The organism is Klenkia brasiliensis (assembly GCF_900100695.1).
Taxonomy (GTDB): Bacteria; Actinomycetota; Actinomycetes; order Mycobacteriales; family Geodermatophilaceae; genus Klenkia; species Klenkia brasiliensis.
The window spans coordinates 663,864-684,238 of the sequence record NZ_FNCF01000003.1 but is presented as its reverse complement, the minus strand read 5'-3'; the positions used below and the strand labels follow the sequence as shown (position 1 = coordinate 684,238).

The 20,375-nt window shown below is 66.1% G+C and carries 9 protein-coding genes; 6 read left to right on the top strand and 3 right to left on the bottom strand.

From position 1 onward, the window contains the following. The 3 genes from BLT39_RS11785 to BLT39_RS11775 all read left to right on the top strand — a co-directional run. The coding region (locus BLT39_RS11785; protein ID WP_242658333.1) for a class I SAM-dependent DNA methyltransferase at positions 1 to 1,667 on the top strand (1,667 nt) is incomplete at its 5' end. Then, a complete protein-coding gene (locus BLT39_RS11780) occupies positions 1,660 to 2,829 on the top strand; it encodes a restriction endonuclease subunit S (RefSeq protein ID WP_091062888.1) in 1,170 nt (389 codons plus the stop codon). The genes BLT39_RS11785 and BLT39_RS11780, both read left to right, overlap by 8 nt. A 129-nt stretch (positions 2,830 to 2,958) precedes the next feature. Then, a complete protein-coding gene (locus tag BLT39_RS11775) occupies positions 2,959 to 6,126 on the top strand; it encodes a type I restriction endonuclease subunit R (RefSeq protein WP_091062886.1) in 3,168 nt (1,055 codons plus the stop codon). 849 nt (positions 6,127 to 6,975) lie between these two features. Here the strand turns inward: BLT39_RS11775 and BLT39_RS22090 are convergent. From BLT39_RS22090 to BLT39_RS11760, 3 genes are all read right to left on the bottom strand, one after another. Further along, a complete protein-coding gene (locus BLT39_RS22090; RefSeq protein WP_091062883.1) occupies positions 6,976 to 7,902 on the bottom strand; it encodes a hypothetical protein in 927 nt (308 codons plus the stop codon). 144 nt (positions 7,903 to 8,046) lie between these two features. Continuing rightward, complete coding sequence (locus tag BLT39_RS11765; protein ID WP_091062881.1) at positions 8,047 to 9,183, bottom strand: PDDEXK family nuclease; 1,137 nt, start codon at positions 9,181 to 9,183, stop codon at positions 8,047 to 8,049. Then, positions 9,173 to 11,272: a DUF262 and DUF1524 domain-containing protein gene (locus tag BLT39_RS11760; protein ID WP_091062878.1), complete on the bottom strand. Its 2,100-nt coding sequence runs from the start codon at positions 11,270 to 11,272 to the stop codon at positions 9,173 to 9,175. Before BLT39_RS11760 ends, BLT39_RS11765 begins: the two co-directional genes overlap by 11 nt. A gap of 417 nt (positions 11,273 to 11,689) precedes the next feature. On the opposite strand from BLT39_RS11760, the gene BLT39_RS11755 reads away from it, so the two are divergent. The 3 genes from BLT39_RS11755 to BLT39_RS11745 are packed head-to-tail and all read left to right on the top strand — an operon-like array spanning position 11,690 to position 20,343. Beyond that, a complete protein-coding gene (locus BLT39_RS11755) occupies positions 11,690 to 13,846 on the top strand; it encodes a HelD family protein (protein WP_131801481.1) in 2,157 nt (718 codons plus the stop codon). Then, the gene (locus tag BLT39_RS11750; protein WP_091062874.1) at positions 13,843 to 19,740 is read left to right on the top strand and encodes a DUF3320 domain-containing protein; all 5,898 of its coding nucleotides are present in this window, start codon (positions 13,843 to 13,845) and stop codon (positions 19,738 to 19,740) included. The genes BLT39_RS11755 and BLT39_RS11750 overlap by 4 nt, the downstream gene beginning before the upstream one ends. 42 nt (positions 19,741 to 19,782) lie before the next feature. Continuing rightward, a complete protein-coding gene (locus BLT39_RS11745; RefSeq protein WP_091062873.1) occupies positions 19,783 to 20,343 on the top strand; it encodes a hypothetical protein in 561 nt (186 codons plus the stop codon). Positions 20,344 to 20,375 lie beyond the last annotated feature (32 nt).

Genomic DNA, 20,375 nt, shown 5'->3' with positions numbered 1-20,375 from the left:
GGGGTTGCGGCGGGTTCGCTGGCTGTCCCGGATACCACTACAACTCTCGAGAACAGGTGAGCCTCGTGCCTCCACGTGCCAAGCAGTCCACGGCTCCTTCGACGATGAAGGAGCTGAAGGACACTCTGTGGAAGGCCGCCGACAAGCTGCGCGGTTCGTTGTCGGCGCACCAGTACAAGGACGTGATCCTGGGGCTGGTGTTCTTGAAGTACGTGTCCGACGCCTTTGACGAGCGGCGCGAGCAGATCCGTGCCGATGCCGAGGCAGACGGGTGGACCGAGGACCAGATCGCCGGGCTGATCGACGACCGGGACGAGTACCAGGGGTACGGGGTGTTCGTCGTCCCGCCGGTGGCTCGGTGGGCCTATCTGGCGCAGTACGCCAAGGGCAAGCCGGCCGAGGGCCACGAACCCGATCGCACGATCGGTGAGCTGATCGTGGCGGCGATGGACGCGCTCATGGTGGCCAACGAGAACCTGCGCGGCACGCTGCCCCGGCTCTACAACAACGACAACATCGACCAGCGCCGTCTGGGCGAGCTGATCGACCTGTTCAACAGCGCCCGGTTCAGCCGGCAGGGCGAGCACCGGGCCCGGGACCTGATGGGCGAGGTCTACGAGTACTTCCTGGGCAACTTCGCGCGGGCGGAGGGTAAGCGCGGTGGGGAGTTCTTCACCCCGCCGTCGGTGGTGCGGGTGCTGGTCGAGGTGTTGGAGCCGACCAAGGGCCGGGTCTATGACCCGTGCTGCGGCTCGGGGGGCATGTTCGTGCAGACGACGAAGTTTCTGCGCGAGCACGACGGCGACCCGAGCGAGGTGGCGATCTTCGGTCAGGAGTCGATCGAGGAGACCTGGCGGATGGCGAAGATGAACTTGGCCATCCACGGCATCGAGAACAAGGGCCTTGGTGCGCGGTGGGGTGACACCTTCGCGCGCGACCAACACGGCGATGTGCAGATGAACTACGTGCTCGCCAACCCGCCCTTCAACGTGAAGGACTGGACGCGCAGCACGGACGACCCGCGCTGGGTGTACGGGGTGCCGCCGGCGAACAACGCCAACTACGCGTGGATTCAGCACATCTTGTCCAAGCTCGCGCCCCGCGGACAGGCCGGCGTGGTGATGGCCAACGGATCGATGTCCTCGCAGAGCAACGGTGAGGGCGACATCCGGGCGGCGATCGTCGAGGCCGACCTGGTGTCGTGCATGGTGGCGCTGCCCACGCAGCTGTTCCGCTCGACCGGGATCCCGGTGTGCCTGTGGTTCTTCGCGCGCGATAAGGGTGCCCGCGCCGGTGAGGTGCTGTTCATCGACGCCCGGGAGCTGGGTGTGATGGTCGACCGGGCCGAGCGGGCGCTCACCGACGAAGAGGTCGTCCGGATCGGCGACACCTTCCACGCCTGGCGCGGCTCGCAATCGGCCGTCGCGAAGGGGCTGTCGTACGAGGACGTGCCCGGCTTCTGCCGCTCGGTGCCACTGGCCGAGATCAAGGAAGCCGACTACGCGCTGACCCCCGGCCGCTACGTGGGGGCGGCCGCGGTCGAGGACGACGGCGAACCCCTGGACGCAAAGATCGACCGGCTCCGCGGCGAGCTCCTGGCCGCCTTCGACGAATCCAACCGACTCGAACAGCTCGTCCGCACCCAACTGGAGCGCCTCCATGCCTGAGGTCTCCCTTGCTGAGCTGCGATCGCGTGGGGTTCTTGACTTCGGTGACGGATACAGGACGAAGAGGTCCGAGCATGGGCAGCCCGGGTTCCGCATTCTTCGGGTCGCCGATGTGACAGACGGCGAAGTTCATACAACAGGACCCGACTTCGTGAGCGAAGTTTACGCAAAAGCTATCGGCTCGAAGGCGAGTCAGCCCGGGGACGTACTGCTGACCACGAAAGGAACGGTTGGCCGCGTTGCCGTCTATCCGAATAGTGCGGAGCAAGTCGTCTACAGTCCACAGCTTTGTTACTTCAGGGTTCGCGACGAAACAGTCCTTCATCCACGACTACTGGCTTACTGGTTCAGGTCTGGCGCCTTTCTCGGGCAGGCGGCCCACCGAGCGAACAACACGGACATGGCCGCGTACATCAATCTTCGGGACATAGCTTCCTTATCTCTCGACCTGCCTAATGCGGACGAGCAGCGGGCGATTGTGGAGGTGTTGGGCGCCCTCGATGAGAAGAGTGCCGCGAACGCCGCCGTGATCGAGAAGGCTGACGCACTGGCCGCAACCATCTACGAGGAGGCCGCCAGCGAGACAGCACCGTTGTCGTCGTTGGCTCGTTTCGTTAACGGCAAAGCATTCACGAAGGGCGCGACCGGAACGGGGCGAGTCGTCATCAGGATCGCCGAGTTGAACTCGGGTGTCGGCGGGTCCACCGTCCACAACGACATCGACGTTGCTGGCGACCACGTCGCCCGCCCCGGGGACCTCCTGTTTGCCTGGTCCGGATCGCTGACGGCAGTACGATGGTTTCGGCCGGAAGCGATCATTAACCAGCACATCTTCAAGGTCGTGGCCGATAAGGGCTGGCCTCTATGGCTGGTGAACCAGGCAGTGCAAACCAAACTCGTCGAGTTCAAGGCTATTGCGGCCGACAAGGCCACGACCATGGGCCACATCCAGCGCCACCACCTCGACCAGCCGACCCCCGTCCCCCCTTGGGGTGCGGTGGGCGGGATGGACGGCCTGATGACAGGTCTGTGGGACGCCGCCTTGGCAGCTGAGATGGAACGAGAGCGCTTAGCAGCCACTCGAGACGAACTGCTGCCGCTGCTGTTGTCCGGCCGTATCGCCGTTCGCGACGCTGAAGAAGCGGCCGAGGCAGTGACGTGACTAAATTTGGACGTCGACCCCGCGAGCGCGGTTACCTCGATAGGGCGCCTTATCAGCTCACGAGGGCCCACAACGGTCGGTAACCAGGCAGCTTGGGATCAGCAACGACACCGTCTACGGGGAGCCGGCATGACCTTTAGTGAGTCCGACTGGGAAATGGTCGCGATCGAGCAGTTCGCCGGGCACGGCTGGGCACCACTCAGTGGTGTCGCCATCGCGCCGGGCGCGGAGGATGGCCGGACCAGCTGGGCCGACCTCTTCTGCCGGGGACGCCTGCTGGCCGCCGTTCACCGGCTTAACCCGCATGTGCCGCTGGAGTACCGCGAGCAGGCCGTAGCCGACATCCTGGCGCCGAAGTCGGCCGACGCCATCACCGAGAATTACCGGATGCACCAGATCATGGTGGGCGGTTTCCGTGGTCTGACCTACACCGATTCCGCCGGTGTCGAGCAGAACCCCACCATCCGCGTCGTCGGCCATCGAGTGGAGGACAACGATTACTTCGTTGCATCGCAGGTCACCATTCGAGATCATGACGTCGAGCGCCGATTCGACGTCGTCGGCTACCTCAACGGCATCCCCGTCCTGATCGTCGAGCTCAAGCGCGCCGACGGTGACCTGTCTCAGGCGCACGCCCAGCTGGCTACCTACCTGCGAGAGTTCCCGTTGGCCTTCCGCGGCTGCGCGCTCACCGTCATCAGCGACGGTCTGGCCGCGGCCTACGGCACCCCCTTCACTCCGCTCAACCACTACGCGCCCTGGAACGTCGACGATGACGGAGCCGTCGTCGCCACGGGCAGCAACCCGGCCGATGTCGACGTCCAGATCGCACTCGACGTGCTCATCGACGGGCTGGCGAACCAGGAGCGATTCGGTCAGCTGCTGCGCAACTTCATCGCCTTCGACGAGCTCGGGGACGGTTGGCTCAAGCGGGTCGCCAAGCCCCACCAGTACTTCGCGGTCACCAAGGCAGTGGGGAGCACGGTGGACGCGGTCCGCAGAGACGGGCGGGCTGGCGTCGTCTGGCACACGCAGGGCTCGGGCAAGTCGATGGAGATGGAGCTCTACGCCCACGCGGTGGCCGACCACCCGGCGCTGGCCAACCCCACCCTCGTCGTCGTGACCGACCGGACCGAGCTCGATGACCAGCTGTTCACCGGCTTCGCCGTCTCCCGGCTGCTCCGCGAGAGCCCCGTGCAGGTCGGCAGCCGCGACGAGCTGCGCACCGCATTGGCCGATCGCAACACCGGCGGCATCTACTTCACCACGCTGCAGAAGTTCGGTCGCACCGATGCCGAACGGACCGGCGGGCAGGCCCACCCGCTGTTGTCGGACCGGCGGAACATCATCGTGATCGTCGACGAGGCTCACCGTAGCCACTACGACGACCTCGACGGTTTTGCGCGGCACATTCGGGACGCTCTTCCGCACGCCACCTTCATCGCGTTCACCGGCACCCCGATCGCACTCGCCGACCGCAACACAGCCGAGGTCTTCGGGCCGGTCATCGACACCTATGACCTGACGCGCGCAGTCGCTGACGGCGCCACCGTGCCAGTCATGTTCGAGCCCCGGTTGATCACCGTCGAGCGCACCGAGGACCTCACCCCGGAGCAACTGGACGCCGCTGCCGACGAGGCGACCACGGGTCTGGACGACGTCGAGCGCGCCAGGGTCGAAGCGACCGTCGCCGTCCTGAACGCTGTGTACGGGGCGCCTGCGCGATTGAAGGCGTTGGCCGCCGACATCGTCGAGCACTGGGAACGCCGGCGGGACGCCGTCCGGCCGTTCCTCGGTTGGTCCGGACGGGCGATGATCGTCGGAGCCACCCGGGAGATCTGTGCCCGGCTCTACGACGAAATCGTCGCGCTACGGCCCGAGTGGACGTCCAACGCACTCGACGCCGGCGTGATCAAGGTCGTGTACTCCGGAACAGCAAGCGACCAGCCCCCAATCTCTAACCACGTGCGGCGCCAGTCGCAGAACAAGGTCGTCCAGGCCCGGCTCAAGGAGGAGTCCGGCGAGGACCCGCTCGAGCTGGTGATCGTGCAGAACATGATGTTGACCGGCTTCGACGCGCCACCGCTGCACACCCTCTACCTGGATCGCCCGCTCCGGGGGGCGCTGCTCATGCAGACCCTCGCCCGCGTCAACCGCACCTTCAAGGCCAAGGATGCCGGCCTACTGGTCGCCTACGCACCGATCACCGAGAACCTCGCCGCCGCGCTGGCCGAGTACACCGAGCGAGACCAGGACGAGAAGCCGGTCGGCCGCGATGTCGCCGAATCCGTACAGCTGACCCGAGATCTGATCGGCCAGCTGGACGACCTGTGCGCGGGGTTCGATTGGCGCTCGAAGCTCAACGGCGACGCCCGGAGCTACCGCGACGCCCTGCTCGGACTCACCAACTGGGTCCGTTCCCCCACGACACCCGGTAACCAGGTCGGGGACGACGAGAAGCCACTCGTCGACCGGTTCCGGGAGTTGACCAACAACCTGTCCCGGGCCTGGGCGCTGTCCGCCGGCGGCACGAACCTCCCGGAGCTGCGCGCCCCTGCACAGTTCTACGAGGAGGTGCGGGTGTGGATGGGCAAGTTCGACGCCGCTGCGCGCCAGGCCGAAGGTCGTCCGGTGCCGGCGGAGATCGAGCTGATGCTCGCTGGCCTCGTTGCGTCGGCGACGGTCACCGGGGAGATCGTGGACATCTACGAGGCGGCCGGGATGGAGCGGCCCAAGCTGACCGACCTGACGCCTGAGTACACCGCCTCGGTGCAGCAGGCAGCGAACCCGCACCTGGCGATCGAGGCGCTGCGCGACATGCTGGTCGGTGAGTCGGCAGCTGCCACACGTCACAACCTCGTGCGTCAGCGGGCGTTCTCGGCCCGGCTTCAGGAACTGATGAACAAGTACACCAATCAGCAACTGACGTCGGCCGAGATCATCGCGGCCATGATCGAGATGGCTCGCGACGTCGCGGCCGAGGCTGCGCGCGGGGCGAAATTCGACCCCCCGCTCAGTTCCGATGAGTTGGCTTTCTACGACGCGGTGGGAACGAACAAGTCGGCGGTCGAGCTTCAAGGGACAGATGTACTCGCGCAGATCGCACGCGAGCTCGTCGTAGTCATGCGCCGCGATGTCAAGACCGACTGGACGGTGCGGGATGACGTCCGCGCCAAGTTGCGGTCGTCCATCAAACGGCTCCTGATCAGTTACAAGTACCCGCCGGACCAGCAGCCGGAGGCCATCCGCCTGGTCATCGAGCAGATGGAGTCGATGGCGCCGCGAGTTGCGGCATGACAGGTCGGCCTGCGGGCAGCGAGGACGGTACCGACTACGCAAATCAGTACGAGGGCGACATGTCGACCGCGGAACTTGCTGACGTGCTGCGTTTGCCCGCCGGAGGACTGGTGGACGTCATCGGTGGAGGGTGGCGACGGGCGGATGACATCATGCAGGCCCAGGACCTCACGGTGCGTGAGTGGTACGTGAGCGGAGACCCAGAACAAGTCCTCATGGGCGTTGATGGTTGTGTTGTCGTTCTGGCCCGGCCGGTCGGCACTTGGCATGGGCACAGGTGCGGGATCACCCCGGAGGACAGCGTGACTTTCTCATCTGCGGAGCTGGTGTCCAACTCTGAGGTTGTCCGCGCAACCATCCACGGAATCACCGCAGCGAGCAGGCGCCGCATCCGATGGTGTCGAACGTGTCGTTCATCCTTCTCGCCCTGGCACATGGATGCCAGCGGCGAGTGCCACGGGTGTATGGCCGAACATAGGGGCGTCACCTTCTAGGCGAGGGCGCGCCAAGGGACCTGCACGTTCGGACCATAAGCAAATCGCCTGGTCCATATTCTTCGACATGGCCGCAGGTGGGCCTAACGCCTCCGCGAACTCACTGATTGAGCAGACAGAGGACCACCGTCAGCACTTATGGCAGCCGCCGCATCGCGACCATCCCCCACGAACTGGTACCAGAGATGCCGGTTCCGCGACGTCTGAGAACGACCAAGAATGGGATGCGAAACCTCTCTGTGGCCCCTGTTGGCAAGAGCGACCAGGCCAAGTCTCGCGTCTGGTTGCACCTGCCGCAGGGACCCACTTCGCTGCTTGGCGAGCGACGGTGACGGCCGGCGTCCTCAGGTGGCGCTCACAGACTCATGCCGTCGCTCACCCAGGTGTAGGCCGTCATCTTCTCCCACGGGTCCTCGTCGACAGACTCGTGGTATCGACGGTCATTCAGGGGAAACCGAACGCCGGGGGAGGACGAGGCCCACAAGGAAGCGAACAGGAGGTTCTCCCCAAGCTGATCGGTGAGAGCCCTCGCCACCTCCTCGGCGTAGTGCCAGACAAGCGCCTTGGCGAACCCGTCAGGGAGCTCGTCGTCATCATCGGTGTACGCGGCGAGCCCCCGACGTTCGCTGAGCTGCCCCCATACGAACGCCGACACGAGCGGCTCGCGGCCGCAGAGCTGATCGCCCATGTCCTGCCACTCGTCGACGTGCTCGGTCTCGTGGGCGTGTGCGTGGAAGACGCGGTACAGCGTGGTCAAGGCAAGGAGCCTCGCGACCGCTTCAGCTCGGTCCACCGGGTCGCCGACTGCGGTCATGCCTGCTTGGTTTAGCGCCGACCACGCGTACCTGAGCCAGGCGTGCTCTGAGCCCTCGTACCAAACGTGGGACCACTCCTGGGCTAGCTCCCCGACCACCGCCCAGCCGGTCTCAAAGTCTTCGGCCTGTGCCTCGTCGACGTCCTGAGGCTCGTCCTCGTACTGCTCGTCCGCCTCGTCTTCGTCCTGGTGGTCCTCGCCGTCATCGTCCCGTCCGGTTGCGGAATGTTCCTCATGCAACCAGCGCTCCCGGACGGCATCCGAGTCACCCAGTTCGCGCATCCAAGTCCCGAGGCGTTTGGGGTCCAACCCGTGTTCCCGAGCCTGGTAGAAAAGATGGGCCAGCTCCGCCTCGCGCCAACCCCCCAGGTCCTCGTCCGTCAAACCGTAGTTCCGTACCTCGACGAGAAAGTTCGCCCCGAAGTCTGTCTCGTCGAAGAATGGGAGCGGCCGGGGTTCTTTCGTCATGATGACAACCTAGGTTTATTTGGCAGACAAGGGCGGAGCCCGGCGTCCTCAGCGTGTACCGCTGCTCGTAATCGATGGCGCTCAGCTGGGTGTACATCGTCGACCGATCAGACCAGACCGTAGCCACCATTCCTCAGCCGGAGTTCAGTATGCATCGCTGCTGATCGTTGGATGATCCGATGCAGAGGGCAGTAGGCGACGGGCGGCTGAGACAATTGCGGCTCGACGACGCGGATCGACCACTACGTCCAGAGATACCGACGGTCGCTTCTTGAAACCAGCGGCAACGATCTGATCGCGTTCCAGCTCGATGCCGGCCTCTAACAATCCGTCCAGGAAGGCGGTCACGGCTGCTTCCCCCGCAGACCGGCTCCATTCGAACGTGCAGGACAGCAACGGGCGGTCGCCGGCGTACACGCTGAAGGGGGTCGGCGCCCTGCCGTCCACCATCGGGCCCCACATCGAGTAGCTCGGGACGCTGCCCGCCCCGCCGCCCTGCACGCGGAATCCGGCATGAGCCATCTCCTGCTCGAAGGCCCGCAGACCATCAGCCAGCTGCGGGTCGCGCGAGCGCAAATCTGCGTCGACGTCTTCGTACGCCCATCGACGTGTGGACGAGCTGGAGCGGGCATCCTTCTGATCAGCTGACTCACGCCCGTACACGGTCGGTACCAAGACCTCGGTGTCGCCGAATGTCAGCTTGTTGAGTTCCACTGCCAGCAGGCGGACACCGGCCGACGTGTGTTCGTTGAGGTACCGCACGATGCGCCGAAGATCATCATGGATGCGGTCGACGGCGAGGACCAAGGTGAACGCGCCAGCAGCCAGGTCGGCCTCGAACCGCTCGCGGGCTTCCGTCCGGCCCTCGAAGAAGGCGTCCAGCGGGGGCCCGCCGCGGCCCGCCCACAGCTCGGCGAACGAAGCGGGGGTGGTCTCGGCGAGCCGTGCGGCGTAGTCGAAGACCTGCCCAACTATCTCACGCCGGATCTGGGGATTCCGTACGAGCTTGCACTCGACGAGCGTCAGCCCCCCAGTGGTGTCGACGATGACGAGGTCAGCAGGCCCGGCAACCGTGCCGAACTCCGTCACGGAGATCGCGTCCGGGTTTACTCCGTCGATCAGGGACGGCGTGACGTGCAGCATGGCCTGCATGTCGGCCTCGTTCGCGTAGCCGTGCATCTCCGGGGCAGTCCATGGGCCGTTGCTCGATCTCACGAGTACCGTCTGGCCGGTCGTGGTCGGACCGGTCGTCGGCTTGCTGCTGTCGATCTCAATCGCCACCCATCTGGTACTCGTGCGATTGTCGGACCAGGCCCATGACGTAGGCGAAGTCGGAGTCCTCGCTGAGGCCCACCTCGGTGTCCCCGTTACCCCAGTGCCCGCGACCGCTGACATCCCACGCAAGGTGACGTTCGTCGTGCAGGGCCTCGAACGGAAGGTTCAAGCTCAGGCGCAGCCGGGCCTTCTGGGGGACGACGTCGACGATGCTCGACTCAGCGCGGAACGCGACGTACAGCTTGCGGTACGTCCGGGTGATGCCGGGATCGAGCGCCATGACCTCGGCGGTGAACCGCTCGAACAGCGCACGACGCTCCGGCGTCAACAAGTTCGGGTGATCCTCGATGCTGAAGTCGTTGTCGTCGCGGCGAGCCGTGAGTTCGGCCAGGAGGTCTGGGGCGACGTCAGGACGCTGCCAGATGCTGACCGCCTGTGCCGCGAGGCGATCGGCTCGGTCCCTGATCTCGGGCTCTCCCCACGTGGACAGCTGTCCCAGGCCCTTGTTGAGCTGCAGCGGGCTCTCAGCGAAGCCGCCCGGCATATCGCGCTTGGTCGCGAAGGGGTGATCCGAGTACTCCGAGTTGTAACCGCTCAGCGTGAGGTTCCCGAGCGTATGCAGGTACTTGCGCTGCACTTCCTGCCAGTCCGGGCCCAGAACGTCCCGCCAGGCGGGCGAGAGATTCTCGTTCTGCGGGAGGATGTGCTCAATTGTGTAGTTCTCGATCGTCACGGTCTCCTTCCTCCCGTGGTTCTCCAGCACCCGGAGGAAGTACGAGCGCCGACGGAAGTTGTACAGGTCCGTCGTGGTCAGCGCTTCAAGGAACTCCGCATCCGTTGGGAAGGCCCGGTAGCTCTTCATGTTGATGAAGTGCGCGGCGACGCTCTCGACGTACCGGTCCTTTCGAACAGCCGATCGGAACGTCGCGAACGTGGTGTTCAACGAGTTCGTGGGCACCCGACAGACGGCGCGGCGGAAGACGTAGGACACGACCAACCGGACTATCGCAAGCAGTTCGTCGCGGTCCAGGACTCCGAGGTCGTAGTCGGTGTAGCACTCCAACAGGAAGGGATAGACGACGTCGGCCTTGATCTGGTCCAGGTCTCCGAACGCGGACCTCAGTCGTCCCTCGGCCTCCTTGCCCAGTGCGATGGCGCAGTAGCGGCGGGCGTATTGGCGAAGCTCCGTGACGAGGGACCGCACGTCGTCACCAGCCGCCACCACAGCCACTGCATGGGCCTTGAAGGCCTCGTAGATGTCGTCGAGGCGCGGGATGGTGCCGGTCTTGATCGTCAGGTAGTGACGGACGAACTCGTCGAACTGACTGTCCCGCGCTCCGACGAACTCGAGCTCCATCGGTCGCCAGTGCGAGGTGTACAGGTTGCTCTGGTCGTTGGGTGGTAGGTCCATGAGGACGTAGTTGCGAATCAGGTCGGCTTGGGAAAGCTTGCGGCCGGTCGAGTTCATTGCCTCGAACACGAGCTGCGGGTTGTCGACCCCGCGGGTGAGCTTGACGTCGACGACGACTAGTTTGTCGAGTCCTCGGCAAACGACGGAGATGTCGAGCTTCGGATCAGACAACTTGGTGCGGAAGAACTCAAGGTTGGGGACGATGCGGCTCACGACGTCGGGTCCGGGGCTGACACCGTTAAGCAGTGAGATCAGGGCGTCACGATCGGCCTGGGACAGGATGAGCTTGTACTGCTTGTCGCCGCTCTCGTAGGCGTTGGTCAGGAAGAGGCCGTGAATCTTCTGCGGCGAGAAACCTTCCACCGGTTCGCGTTCTCGGTCGGGGAAGGTCGCAAGGCGCTCGGCCAGAGCCATGAGCAGCAAAGTCACGGTCGTGACCCGCTGCTGTCCGTCGATCAGCAGATCGGGCTCAGCGGACGTGTTGGTCCCCTGTTCCCTGGCCACGTAGACGATCGACCCGGTGAAATGAGCCCCGAGTTGTTCATTCGCACCGGCCCGCAGGATGTCTGCCCACAACTGTTGGCACTCGCTCTCCTGCCACGAGTACAGCCGCTGGTAGATCGGCACGATGAACTGGCTGCTGGCCTTCAGAAGGGTCAGGAGGTGGGCGTCGACCGCCTTCATTGCCCGAGCCGCCCTGTTGCCTTCGACGCCCCTTGTCCGGCTGATCGCACATGCCCAGCACGCATTCCAGATCCCCCACAGAGTCGGTACGACGGGCCGGTCCGTCGTACTCGGTCTTCCTACCTGAACCGGACGGCGAAGTCTCGAACACGGCCGGCTGCGGATCCGAGGGTGTGGTCAAGGTCGGACACTCGCCACAACTGGGTGAGGTGGAACTCTGAGGTGTCGAGATTCGTCGTGACGGGATGGCAAGGTTGCGGAACGAGGTTGGTCGCAGCCACATGGGGGAGATCGTTGTCGGGGCGCACCGCAGTCGAAGGCCGGTCGTTGCCGGACGGGGAAGCAATCAGCGCGGCCTCATTGCCTAGGCACCCGGAGCACGAGGTCGAGCAGGCCTACGTCTCCACCGCCTACGAGATGCTCGACAAGGGCCTCGCCGCGGTCGAGGTCACCTACAACACGTACGAGGAAGGCAACCGCGCCACGTCCTTCGCCCTCAAGCGTGCGTTGGACCTCCTGCGGAATTCGCGCGGATCCGGGCAGCTCGTCTTCGGTCGTGTTGATCGCCCGCACGAAGAGCCGCTCTACATCGGTCGACGCCGTGTGCACGACGAGACGAAGAACCTCCTCGTCGCAGGCTGGCACTCCCCGGCGGCGCAGGTGTTCTACGAGGCCAGCCCTGCCCAACCATCCGGTCTCGCGCTCAAGCGGGTCTTCGTCGAGCAGGACCGGGTCTTGTCCCAGGTCGTCGACGAAATCACCGCATCGACAGCAGTCGACGTCCTCGCCGGCCGGTCGGACGGCCCGACTCCGCTCAGCGACGCCCTGCTGATCGAGCTGGACCGGTCTCGTGACGGCGTCATGCGCGAAGTCGTGGCCACGATCCAGGCCGAGCAGTTCCGCGCCATCCGCGCACCGCGGCAGGGTGTGCTCGTCGTCCAGGGCGGGCCCGGGACCGGCAAGACGGTCGTGGGTCTCCACCGGGCGGCATGGCAGGCGTTCAACGACGCCGATCTGAGGCGCACCGGGATCCTCGTCGTCGCGCCCTCCACTGCTTTTCTGAGCTACATGAGCGGTGTGCTCCCATCGCTTGACGCATCCGACGTGCTGCAGGTCGATCTCGGGTCTCTCTACGCAGGGGAGGCGCTGGCGACTGGTTGGGAGCGCCCGGAGACAGCACGCATCAAGGGCAGCGCCGCGATGAGCGAGGTGCTGCACCGGGCGCTCACCGCGCGTCGTGGGTGGGCCGAGGGCGATCTCGAATTCGCGCTGGGTGGGGCGAGGGCATCACTGACGGGTGACGAGGTCCGCGAGCTCGTCACCGACGCGGCGTCTCGTCGCCTTCCGCACAATCAGGCCCGTGACGTGCTGCGGCAGTCTTTGTCGGCTGCCGCATTCCGCGCCTACTCCGAGGCACAAGCAGCAGCTGGACGAGCGGTCATCGCGACCGAGCCAGCGCTGCGGAGGCTCTCCACCTTCACCAACGCTCTGGACCGGATGTGGCCGACGCTCACACCTGAGGAAATGCTGCGCGGCGTCTACGGCACCCAGACATGGTTGGTCGATGCGGCATCGGGGGTGCTCTCGGCTGATGAACGGGCCCTACTCTTCCGCGAGCCGCGCTCCTCGATCGACGACGAGCCCTGGACAGCCGCGGACCTGTTCTGCCTCGATGAGCTCTCTTACCTCTTGAACGGCGAGGGCCGCTCGTACGGACACGTCGTCGTGGACGAGGCGCAGGACCTCTCACCGATGCAGGCCCGAGCGTTGGCCCGGCGCTGTCCGAGCGGGTCGTTCACGCTCCTTGGCGACCTGGCCCAAGCCACCGGCCAGTGGATCCGCGACGATTGGCAAGAGCTGACGGTCCACCTGCACCACCAGCCGGCGCAAATCGAGGATCTCACCGTCGGCTACCGAGTGCCCGGGCCCGTGGTCGAGCTGGCAGCCGGACTGCTACCGCACATTGCACCGGACCTCGCAGTGCCCCGCTCGGTTCGTCAGGGCCTGGGAGCACCGACGGTCCATGTGGCAGCGCAGTCGGACGCCGACCTTCTCGCAACTGTGGTGACGCTGGCGAGCGCGGACGTCGAGGCAGGTCTGACCACCGCCGTCGTCGTCCCTGATCAAGACCACGCGGAGGTTTACGAGGCCCTCACCGCGAAGTTTGCTGACCGCGTCGGCGACGGTGCGGCAGAGGATTTCGGGCGGGCTCTGACCGTCGTCCCAGTGTCCATGGTGAAAGGACTGGAGTTCGACGCGGTGTACGTCGTCGAACCGTCCGCCATCGCGGCCGGGGGTGCCGACGGCCTTCGCCGTCTCTATGTGGCGATGACCCGCTGCACTCAGCTCCTCAGGTTGATCTGCACGGCTGACCTTCCCCCCGGTCTGCGGCACCTCCTGCCGAACGAGGTCCCCGCCGACCAAGGCCGCGTCGACGAGACGGATGACGTCGACGACCCACGGAAGCCGACTGCGGGCCCCGGCTTGGCCGAACTCATCGACATGCTGGACGACGACGACCGCGAGCTGGTCGTTGCGCTGGTTCACCGCCTCGCAAGGAGCACCCAACGATGACTGCGTCGCGCCATGTCCCCCAGCTGTTGACGCGCGACGCCGAAGCGAAGCTCAACCGCCAACTCCAAGCGTGGAAGAGCGCGCTGGTCGCGGTCGACCGGCGTCAACGGCTCGTCTACTTCAAGCACACCAAGTCGGCGTCGCTGCAGGTGCAGCCAAGCCGCCTCAGGGAACTGTGGGAGGCCCTGGGGTCCGTTGAGGTCGCGGTGCGGGGAACCGCCGTGCTGGGGGAGGAGTCCGAGCGTCGGCCGCTCCCGCGGGACGGTCGCGTCGTCGTCGAGGTCACCAACAAGTCCGAGAAGGACCTGCCAGCGTCGTTGCGGCGACTCGACCAGGTCAGTCAGCAGACCTTCGCCGACCGCGGGTTCTGGAGCCTGTACCTCGGCATCGGTTTCCTCTCATGGGTCGACGCGGACGACAAGCCGGCCGACAGCCCCTTGCTCCTCCTGCCCGTGCGACTCAGCCGAGCCGGCGATGCATCGCACTGGACACTTGCCGCCACCGAGGACGACGTGGTCCTCAACCCGGCACTCGGTCTGGTGATGGAGCAGCTGTTCGGCATCGCGCTGCCGCCTGCCGACATCGACTCGACGGACGTCGAGGGCTACCTGCGGCAGGTGGCAACCGCCGTCGCGGGCGACCACCGGATGCAGGTGACCCAGCGCGCGGTGCTGACCACGTTCAGCTTCCACAAGGAGGCCATCTACCGGGATCTCCAGGAGAACGGTGAGGCGGTCCTCGCCGACCCCATGGTCCAGGTACTGGCGCTCGGTCCTGACGCACCTTCGGGCCAGGACTACGCCTTCGACACAGCAACCTACGACGACGTGGACCGGGTGCTGCCACCCGAGCAGATGATGTCGATCCTTGATGCGGACAGCACGCAACGGCGCTGCATCATCGCCGCTCGCGACGGCAAAAGCTTCGTGATGGACGGCCCGCCGGGAACGGGCAAGAGCCAGACGATCGCGAACGTCATCGCCGAGTTGATGGCCGTGGGCAAGTCGGTCTTGTTCGTCAGCGAGAAGGCCGCCGCGCTGGACGTCGTCCGCAACCGCCTGAGCGCCAAGCGGCTCGACCCGTTCATCCTCGAGCTGCACAGTCATGCGGCGACCCGTAAGCAGGTCGCCGGTCAGCTCCACTCCGCCCTGACCACGCGGACTCGGGTATCGACCGGCTTCAGCAGTGCCCAACGCAGTTCCCTCGTCGCAGATCGGACGCAGCTCACAGAGTTCGCAGCCGCGATGAACGAGCAGCGGGAGCTCCTCGGGCAGAGCCTGTTCCAGGTCCTCGGCAGGACGACGCAGCTGGCCGCCTACACGGGGGTCAGCGTTCCCTACCGGGAGGAATGGCTCGACCTGCGCGAGCACGAGCTCGCTGAGATCCGCGACCGGGGGGTACGGCTGAGCCGTGTCTGGGACCCGGTCACCGCTGGTCCGGACTTCCTGTGGCGAGATCTCGACATCGTGCCGGGCTCCCGGGTCGACGTCGACGACCTGCACCGCAGGGCGCACGCCGCGGCGGCCGCAGGGGCGTCGCTCGTCGACCTCGTCGACGCGGTGGACACCGAGATCGGTCGAAGCTTTCCGCGCTCGCACGACGCGGTGCGCCGTCGCATCTCCCTCCTGGCACTGGCTGAGCAGCGTCCGCGCCACGCCCCCGTCGAGTGGTTGTGCCTGGACGGTGCAGCCCTGAGCGAGAAGCGTGCTCGTCTGGTGGCGCGCAAGCAGGCTGTCGAGGAGTTCACGGCTGCTCAGGCCGAGCTGGAGGGCACTGCAGGTCCGCGGCACGGGGCCCTGGAGAGCGAGCTCGTCGTCCAGACCGAGGGGTTGCACGACAACGGCCGGTTCGGCTGGGCGGTCGGTGACGCAGTGGTGGCGAGCGAGGTCGCACAGCTGGTGGCCTGGTTGACGGCTCTGCCGCCGAGGCTGGTCGAGATCGACCAGCATGCCCGTCGACTCGGGGTGGATCTGGGGTTCGGAGCGGATGGGCCCAGCCTGGAGGTCGCCCACCGCCTCGCCGACCTGGCTGCTCTCGGAACCTCAGCAGCACGCCCGCTCAACGAGTGGTTCAACCCGCACCTCCACGCCGCCCTCGCCGAGTCCGAGGCCGTGCTGAGAACCCTCGTCGCGACCGTGCGCGAAAGGCGAGCGTCCATCGACGAGGTGTTCACCCCTGCGGCCCTCGAGCTCGACCTCCGTGCCCTCCACCGACGATTCGCCGAGTCGCACACCGGATTCGGTCGCTTCTCCAGCCAGGCGCGAGCCGACCGCAGGGCCTTGAAGGCCGTCACGGTCACAGGGAAGGCCAACGCCGAGGTGCGGGCTCGGCTGGAGGAGGCCGCTGCGTGGCAGCAGGCGGAGCGCGCCCTGTCGAACGGTGAACAGGAGCGTGCAGCCGGCCTGGGCTTCTACTACCGCAGCGTCGACACGGACTTCGACCGCGTCAGCGCTGCTCTGGAGGTGGCACGACGAGCTGTCCAGATCGCGGGACGTGACCTCGACGTCCCGGCCCTGGCCAACCAGCTCGGCGCTGACGGTCAGCCAAACCCTCTGTTGAGCGCGATCGGGATCGAGCTCCGGAACTCCGTCGCGCAGCTGTGGGGGGAGGTCCACCAACGGTTCGGGCAGTTCACGAATCACCTGACCGGTCTACCGCTCGTCAATCTGGCGACGTGGGCGGAGAACCTCGCCAAAGCTCTCGAACCCGTCCAGCAGGCGTCCGACCACGTGGCCACGATCGTCGGTCGCGACCTGCCGTTGGCCGAGGTTCGGAGCATCCTCGTCGCAGCTGCGGGCCGGGACGCCAGAAGCTCGGCGATCTTGGAGGCGTTCGAGGCAGACAGGAACGAGCTTGGTCCTGCCTATGACGGACTCGACACCGATTGGGTCGATCTCGGGGGGTCCCTTGCCTGGGCGGAATCGGTACAAGCCCTGCTCGGTGGCAAGACCGAGCCCCTGGTCGCTCGGTCGCTCGACTCCCTCACCATCACCTCGGCCGAGCTGGAAGCCCGGCTTAGGGCGTGGAGTGAGCACCGCCCGGCGCTCGTCGAGGTCTTCGTCCCGGCTCGCCGCGCGGAGCTGATCAGCGAGCTCGCATCTGATCTCGCCGGAGCCACGGAGCTGCTGCGGGACATGGCGGACACAGCGCTCGACCAGGTGCCGGTCTTCGAGCAGTACACCCGGCAGCGGGCCTGGTTCGCCGTCAAGTTGGGCATGGTGGTGGACGAGATCGTCGAGCAGGCCCGCCCCGCCGACCAGGTCGCGCCGCTCATCGAACGAGCGGTTCTGCTGGCGTGGGTGGACGCCATCGTCCGGACGGACGAAAGGCTGGAGCGGCATAGTCCCGCGGATCGGGATGCCCTGGTCGAGCATTTCCGAGGCCTCGACGCACAACTGGTCGAGAAGCGTTTCGCGGACGTCGTGGATGCGTGCAACGCCCTGCGACCGGCGTCCCTGCACTCGCCGGCTGCGGCCACTATCAAGCGCGAAGCAATGAAGAAGTCGCGCCACAAGCCGATCAGGCAGTTGATCGGCGAGACAGCAGGACTGCTCCGCCATCTCAAGCCTTGCTTCATGATGAGTCCGCTGGCCGTCTCCCAGTACTTGCCGTCCGACATGCGGTTCGACGTCGTCATCTTCGACGAGGCGTCGCAGGTGCTGCCGTGGGATGCCATCAACTGCATCTACCGGGGCTCCGCGCTGATCGTCGCCGGCGACCAGCGGCAGCTCCCGCCCACCAACTTCTTCGGCTCGACGGACGACGACGTGGCGGAGGACGACGAGTCGGCGCCTGACTCCTTCGGTTCGGTGCTCGACCTCGCCAAGGCGGCCGGGACCATTCCTAGCCTGGGGCTCGACTGGCACTACCGCAGTCAGCACGAGTCCCTCATCACGTACTCCAACCACCGCGTGTACGAGGGTCGGCTGCACACCTTCCCCGGCGCCACGTTCGCAGCAGACGACCTGGGCATCGAGAGCTTCGTGGTCGAGGGCGTCTACCAGCGGGGCACGACGCGGGACAACCCCGTCGAGGCCGAAGCGGTCGTGGACAGAGTCCTGCACCATGCTGTGCAGAACCGGAACCTGTCGATGGGGGTTATCACCTTCTCGGCCGCGCAGGAAGACGCTGTGCTCGCAGCCCTCGAGCGTCGCGCGGCCACGGAGCCTGTCCTGGGTCGTCTGCTCACCCGGACGGACCGCCTGGACGGGTTCTTCGTGAAGAGCCTCGAGAACGTCCAGGGGGACGAGCGGGACATCACCATCTTCAGCGTCGGCTACGGACCCGATGCCGACGGCAAGTTCACGATGAACTTCGGCCCTCTGAACAAGAAGTCCGGCTGGCGCCGTCTCAACGTGGCCATCACACGTGCTCGTCGGAAGGTCGAGGTCGTGTCGTCATTCCGGGCCTCCCAGATCACCAACGACGAATTCCCGGCCCCGGATCCGGACCAGGGTGGGATCCCCCATCTGAAGGCCTACCTGGACTACGCGGCCCGTGGCCGCACGGCCCTCGCAGTCGGTGCCGTCGACGGGGACGCCGCACCCGAAAGCCCTTTCGAGGAGGACGTGCTGGATGTGGTGCGGTCGATGGGATACCAGGCCACACCGCAGGTGGGGAGCGCTGGCTACCGCATCGACCTGGCGGTGACGCATCCGGAGCGACCGGGTGAGTACGTCCTGGGTATCGAGTGCGACGGTGCCCAGTACCATTCCGCGAAGTCAGCTCGCGATCGGGACCGTCTGAGGCAGCAGGTCCTCGAGGGCCTCGGGTGGCGGATGCACCGCATCTGGGGACTCACCTGGGTGCGGGACCGGAACGGGTCGATCCGACGTCTGAAGGCCGCCATCGACGCCGCGGTGGCCGATGAGCCGATTCCCACGGTGCCCCAACCTCGAGTGGCGGCCCCGGTGGAGGTCATCGAGGAGGAGATCGACTTCGACGCACCTCCGGCGTGGGCCGTGCCGCTGCCGAGCGCAGTTGGGTACGGCCGGACGCGGAGTGAGTACAGCGGCTTCGCGCCCGGCGCGGCTGAATCTCGACCGGCACTGCGGGCCTACATCGAGCGGGTGTTGAGGGCCGAGGCCCCGATGCACCGGGACCGGCTGCTAGAGCTCCTGAGAACGGACTGGGACATCGGCCGAGCGGGTGCCCTCATCCAGAGCAACGTGGATTGGGTGCTGTCGCGCGTCCAGGTCGACGGCCTGCGCGTCATCCGCGATGACAGGGACTTCCTCAGCATCGCCGGGCGAACCGCCGAGACCGTCCGGGTCCCGGCCGACGACGACGCTGTCCGGAAGGTCGGGCACGTGCCGCCCGCCGAGCTCGATCTGGCGGTGACATCGCTCGTACGCGATGCGGGCGTCATGACCGACGAGGCGGTGCTGACTGCCGTGCGGAACCTGTACCGGTGGCGGCGAGCCGGTGCGGACATCCAGTCCGCCGTGTCCGCCGCGGTCTTGCGTGTGGAGAGGGCAGGCGTGGTCCTTCGCAGGGGCAGCGACCTGGTCGTGGGGGACCCGGCGAGGGGGCAGTCGGGGACCTGGGCGCCGTCGGCCGCGCCCGCTCCTCGCCGGGAGGCCGCGTTCGCGCCGCCCGACCCGGCTGAGGCCTTCCGATCGAGAATTGCTTCTGGCGTCGACGCCGCGGGTTCCTTGCTGAACGACTGGTACCGCGAGCGATTGGACGCACTCGGTGCGGTGGACTTCGCCAAGTTCATCGTGGGGAGGGCGGAGCCTCTTCGTCTCCTGCGGCGCTTGGACCAGGAGGACATGATCGAGCACAGCGTCGAATGGGCTGTCGTGGATCCCGACTTCGCGTCCTTGTTCTCACGTCGGGAGATCGCTGTTGCACGGCAGCGACTGATGGATCTCGGCTACGAAGAGCAACCGTGAGCGCTCTGCCATGACAGCCAGCACGAGATCGGACCACCCCGGATGAGCAATCACTTGATAGGCGCCTTCGGCCTCTTCTGGCAACGGGATGAGGTCTTCGGCCCGCACGACGCCGGCGAACGCTGGCAGCTACTGGGACGACGGAACCAGAACAAGGGGGCCTTGCGCGTCTGCGACTTTCGTCGCGCACGAGGGTTCTACCTCCTCTACAACGACTACGGCGCGACGTATGTCGGATTGGCGTCCGGAGCGCACGGGCTCGGTCAACGGTTGAAGGCTCACGACCAGGACAAGCAGAAGGACTGGTCGCGGTTCTCCTGGTTCAGCTTCGACAATGTCGAGGACTGGCCTGAACGGGACGGCTGGAGTCGCATCGTCACCCGGAACGCGGTCGAGAACGTGAGCACGCGGAGTGCCGTGGGTGAGTTCGAAGCCCTGCTCATCCAAGTGCTTGGCACGAGGAGCCAGAACCAGATGAGGTTCACGGGGGCCGAGCGGTGGGAGCAAATCTTCGTTGCGGACTACGCACCGGGCTTTTTGATGAGCCGCGTAGACCGGCGACCCATCAAGAGCCGGCTACTCGCGTCGTACTTGGAGCTCTGAGCGGCTGTTCTGACGGGGCCTGCTACTGCTCC

Coding starts and splice junctions, on each gene's coding strand:
- BLT39_RS11780 (WP_091062888.1), top strand. CDS start 1,660: ATGCCTGAGGTCTCCCTTGCTGAGCTGCGATCGCGTGGGGTTCTTGAC.
- BLT39_RS11775 (WP_091062886.1), top strand. CDS start 2,959: ATGACCTTTAGTGAGTCCGACTGGGAAATGGTCGCGATCGAGCAGTTC.
- BLT39_RS22090 (WP_091062883.1), bottom strand. CDS start 7,902: ATGACGAAAGAACCCCGGCCGCTCCCATTCTTCGACGAGACAGACTTC.
- BLT39_RS11760 (WP_091062878.1), bottom strand. CDS start 11,272: ATGAAGGCGGTCGACGCCCACCTCCTGACCCTTCTGAAGGCCAGCAGC.
- BLT39_RS11755 (WP_131801481.1), top strand. CDS start 11,690: ATGCTCGACAAGGGCCTCGCCGCGGTCGAGGTCACCTACAACACGTAC.
- BLT39_RS11750 (WP_091062874.1), top strand. CDS start 13,843: ATGACTGCGTCGCGCCATGTCCCCCAGCTGTTGACGCGCGACGCCGAA.
- BLT39_RS11745 (WP_091062873.1), top strand. CDS start 19,783: ATGAGCAATCACTTGATAGGCGCCTTCGGCCTCTTCTGGCAACGGGAT.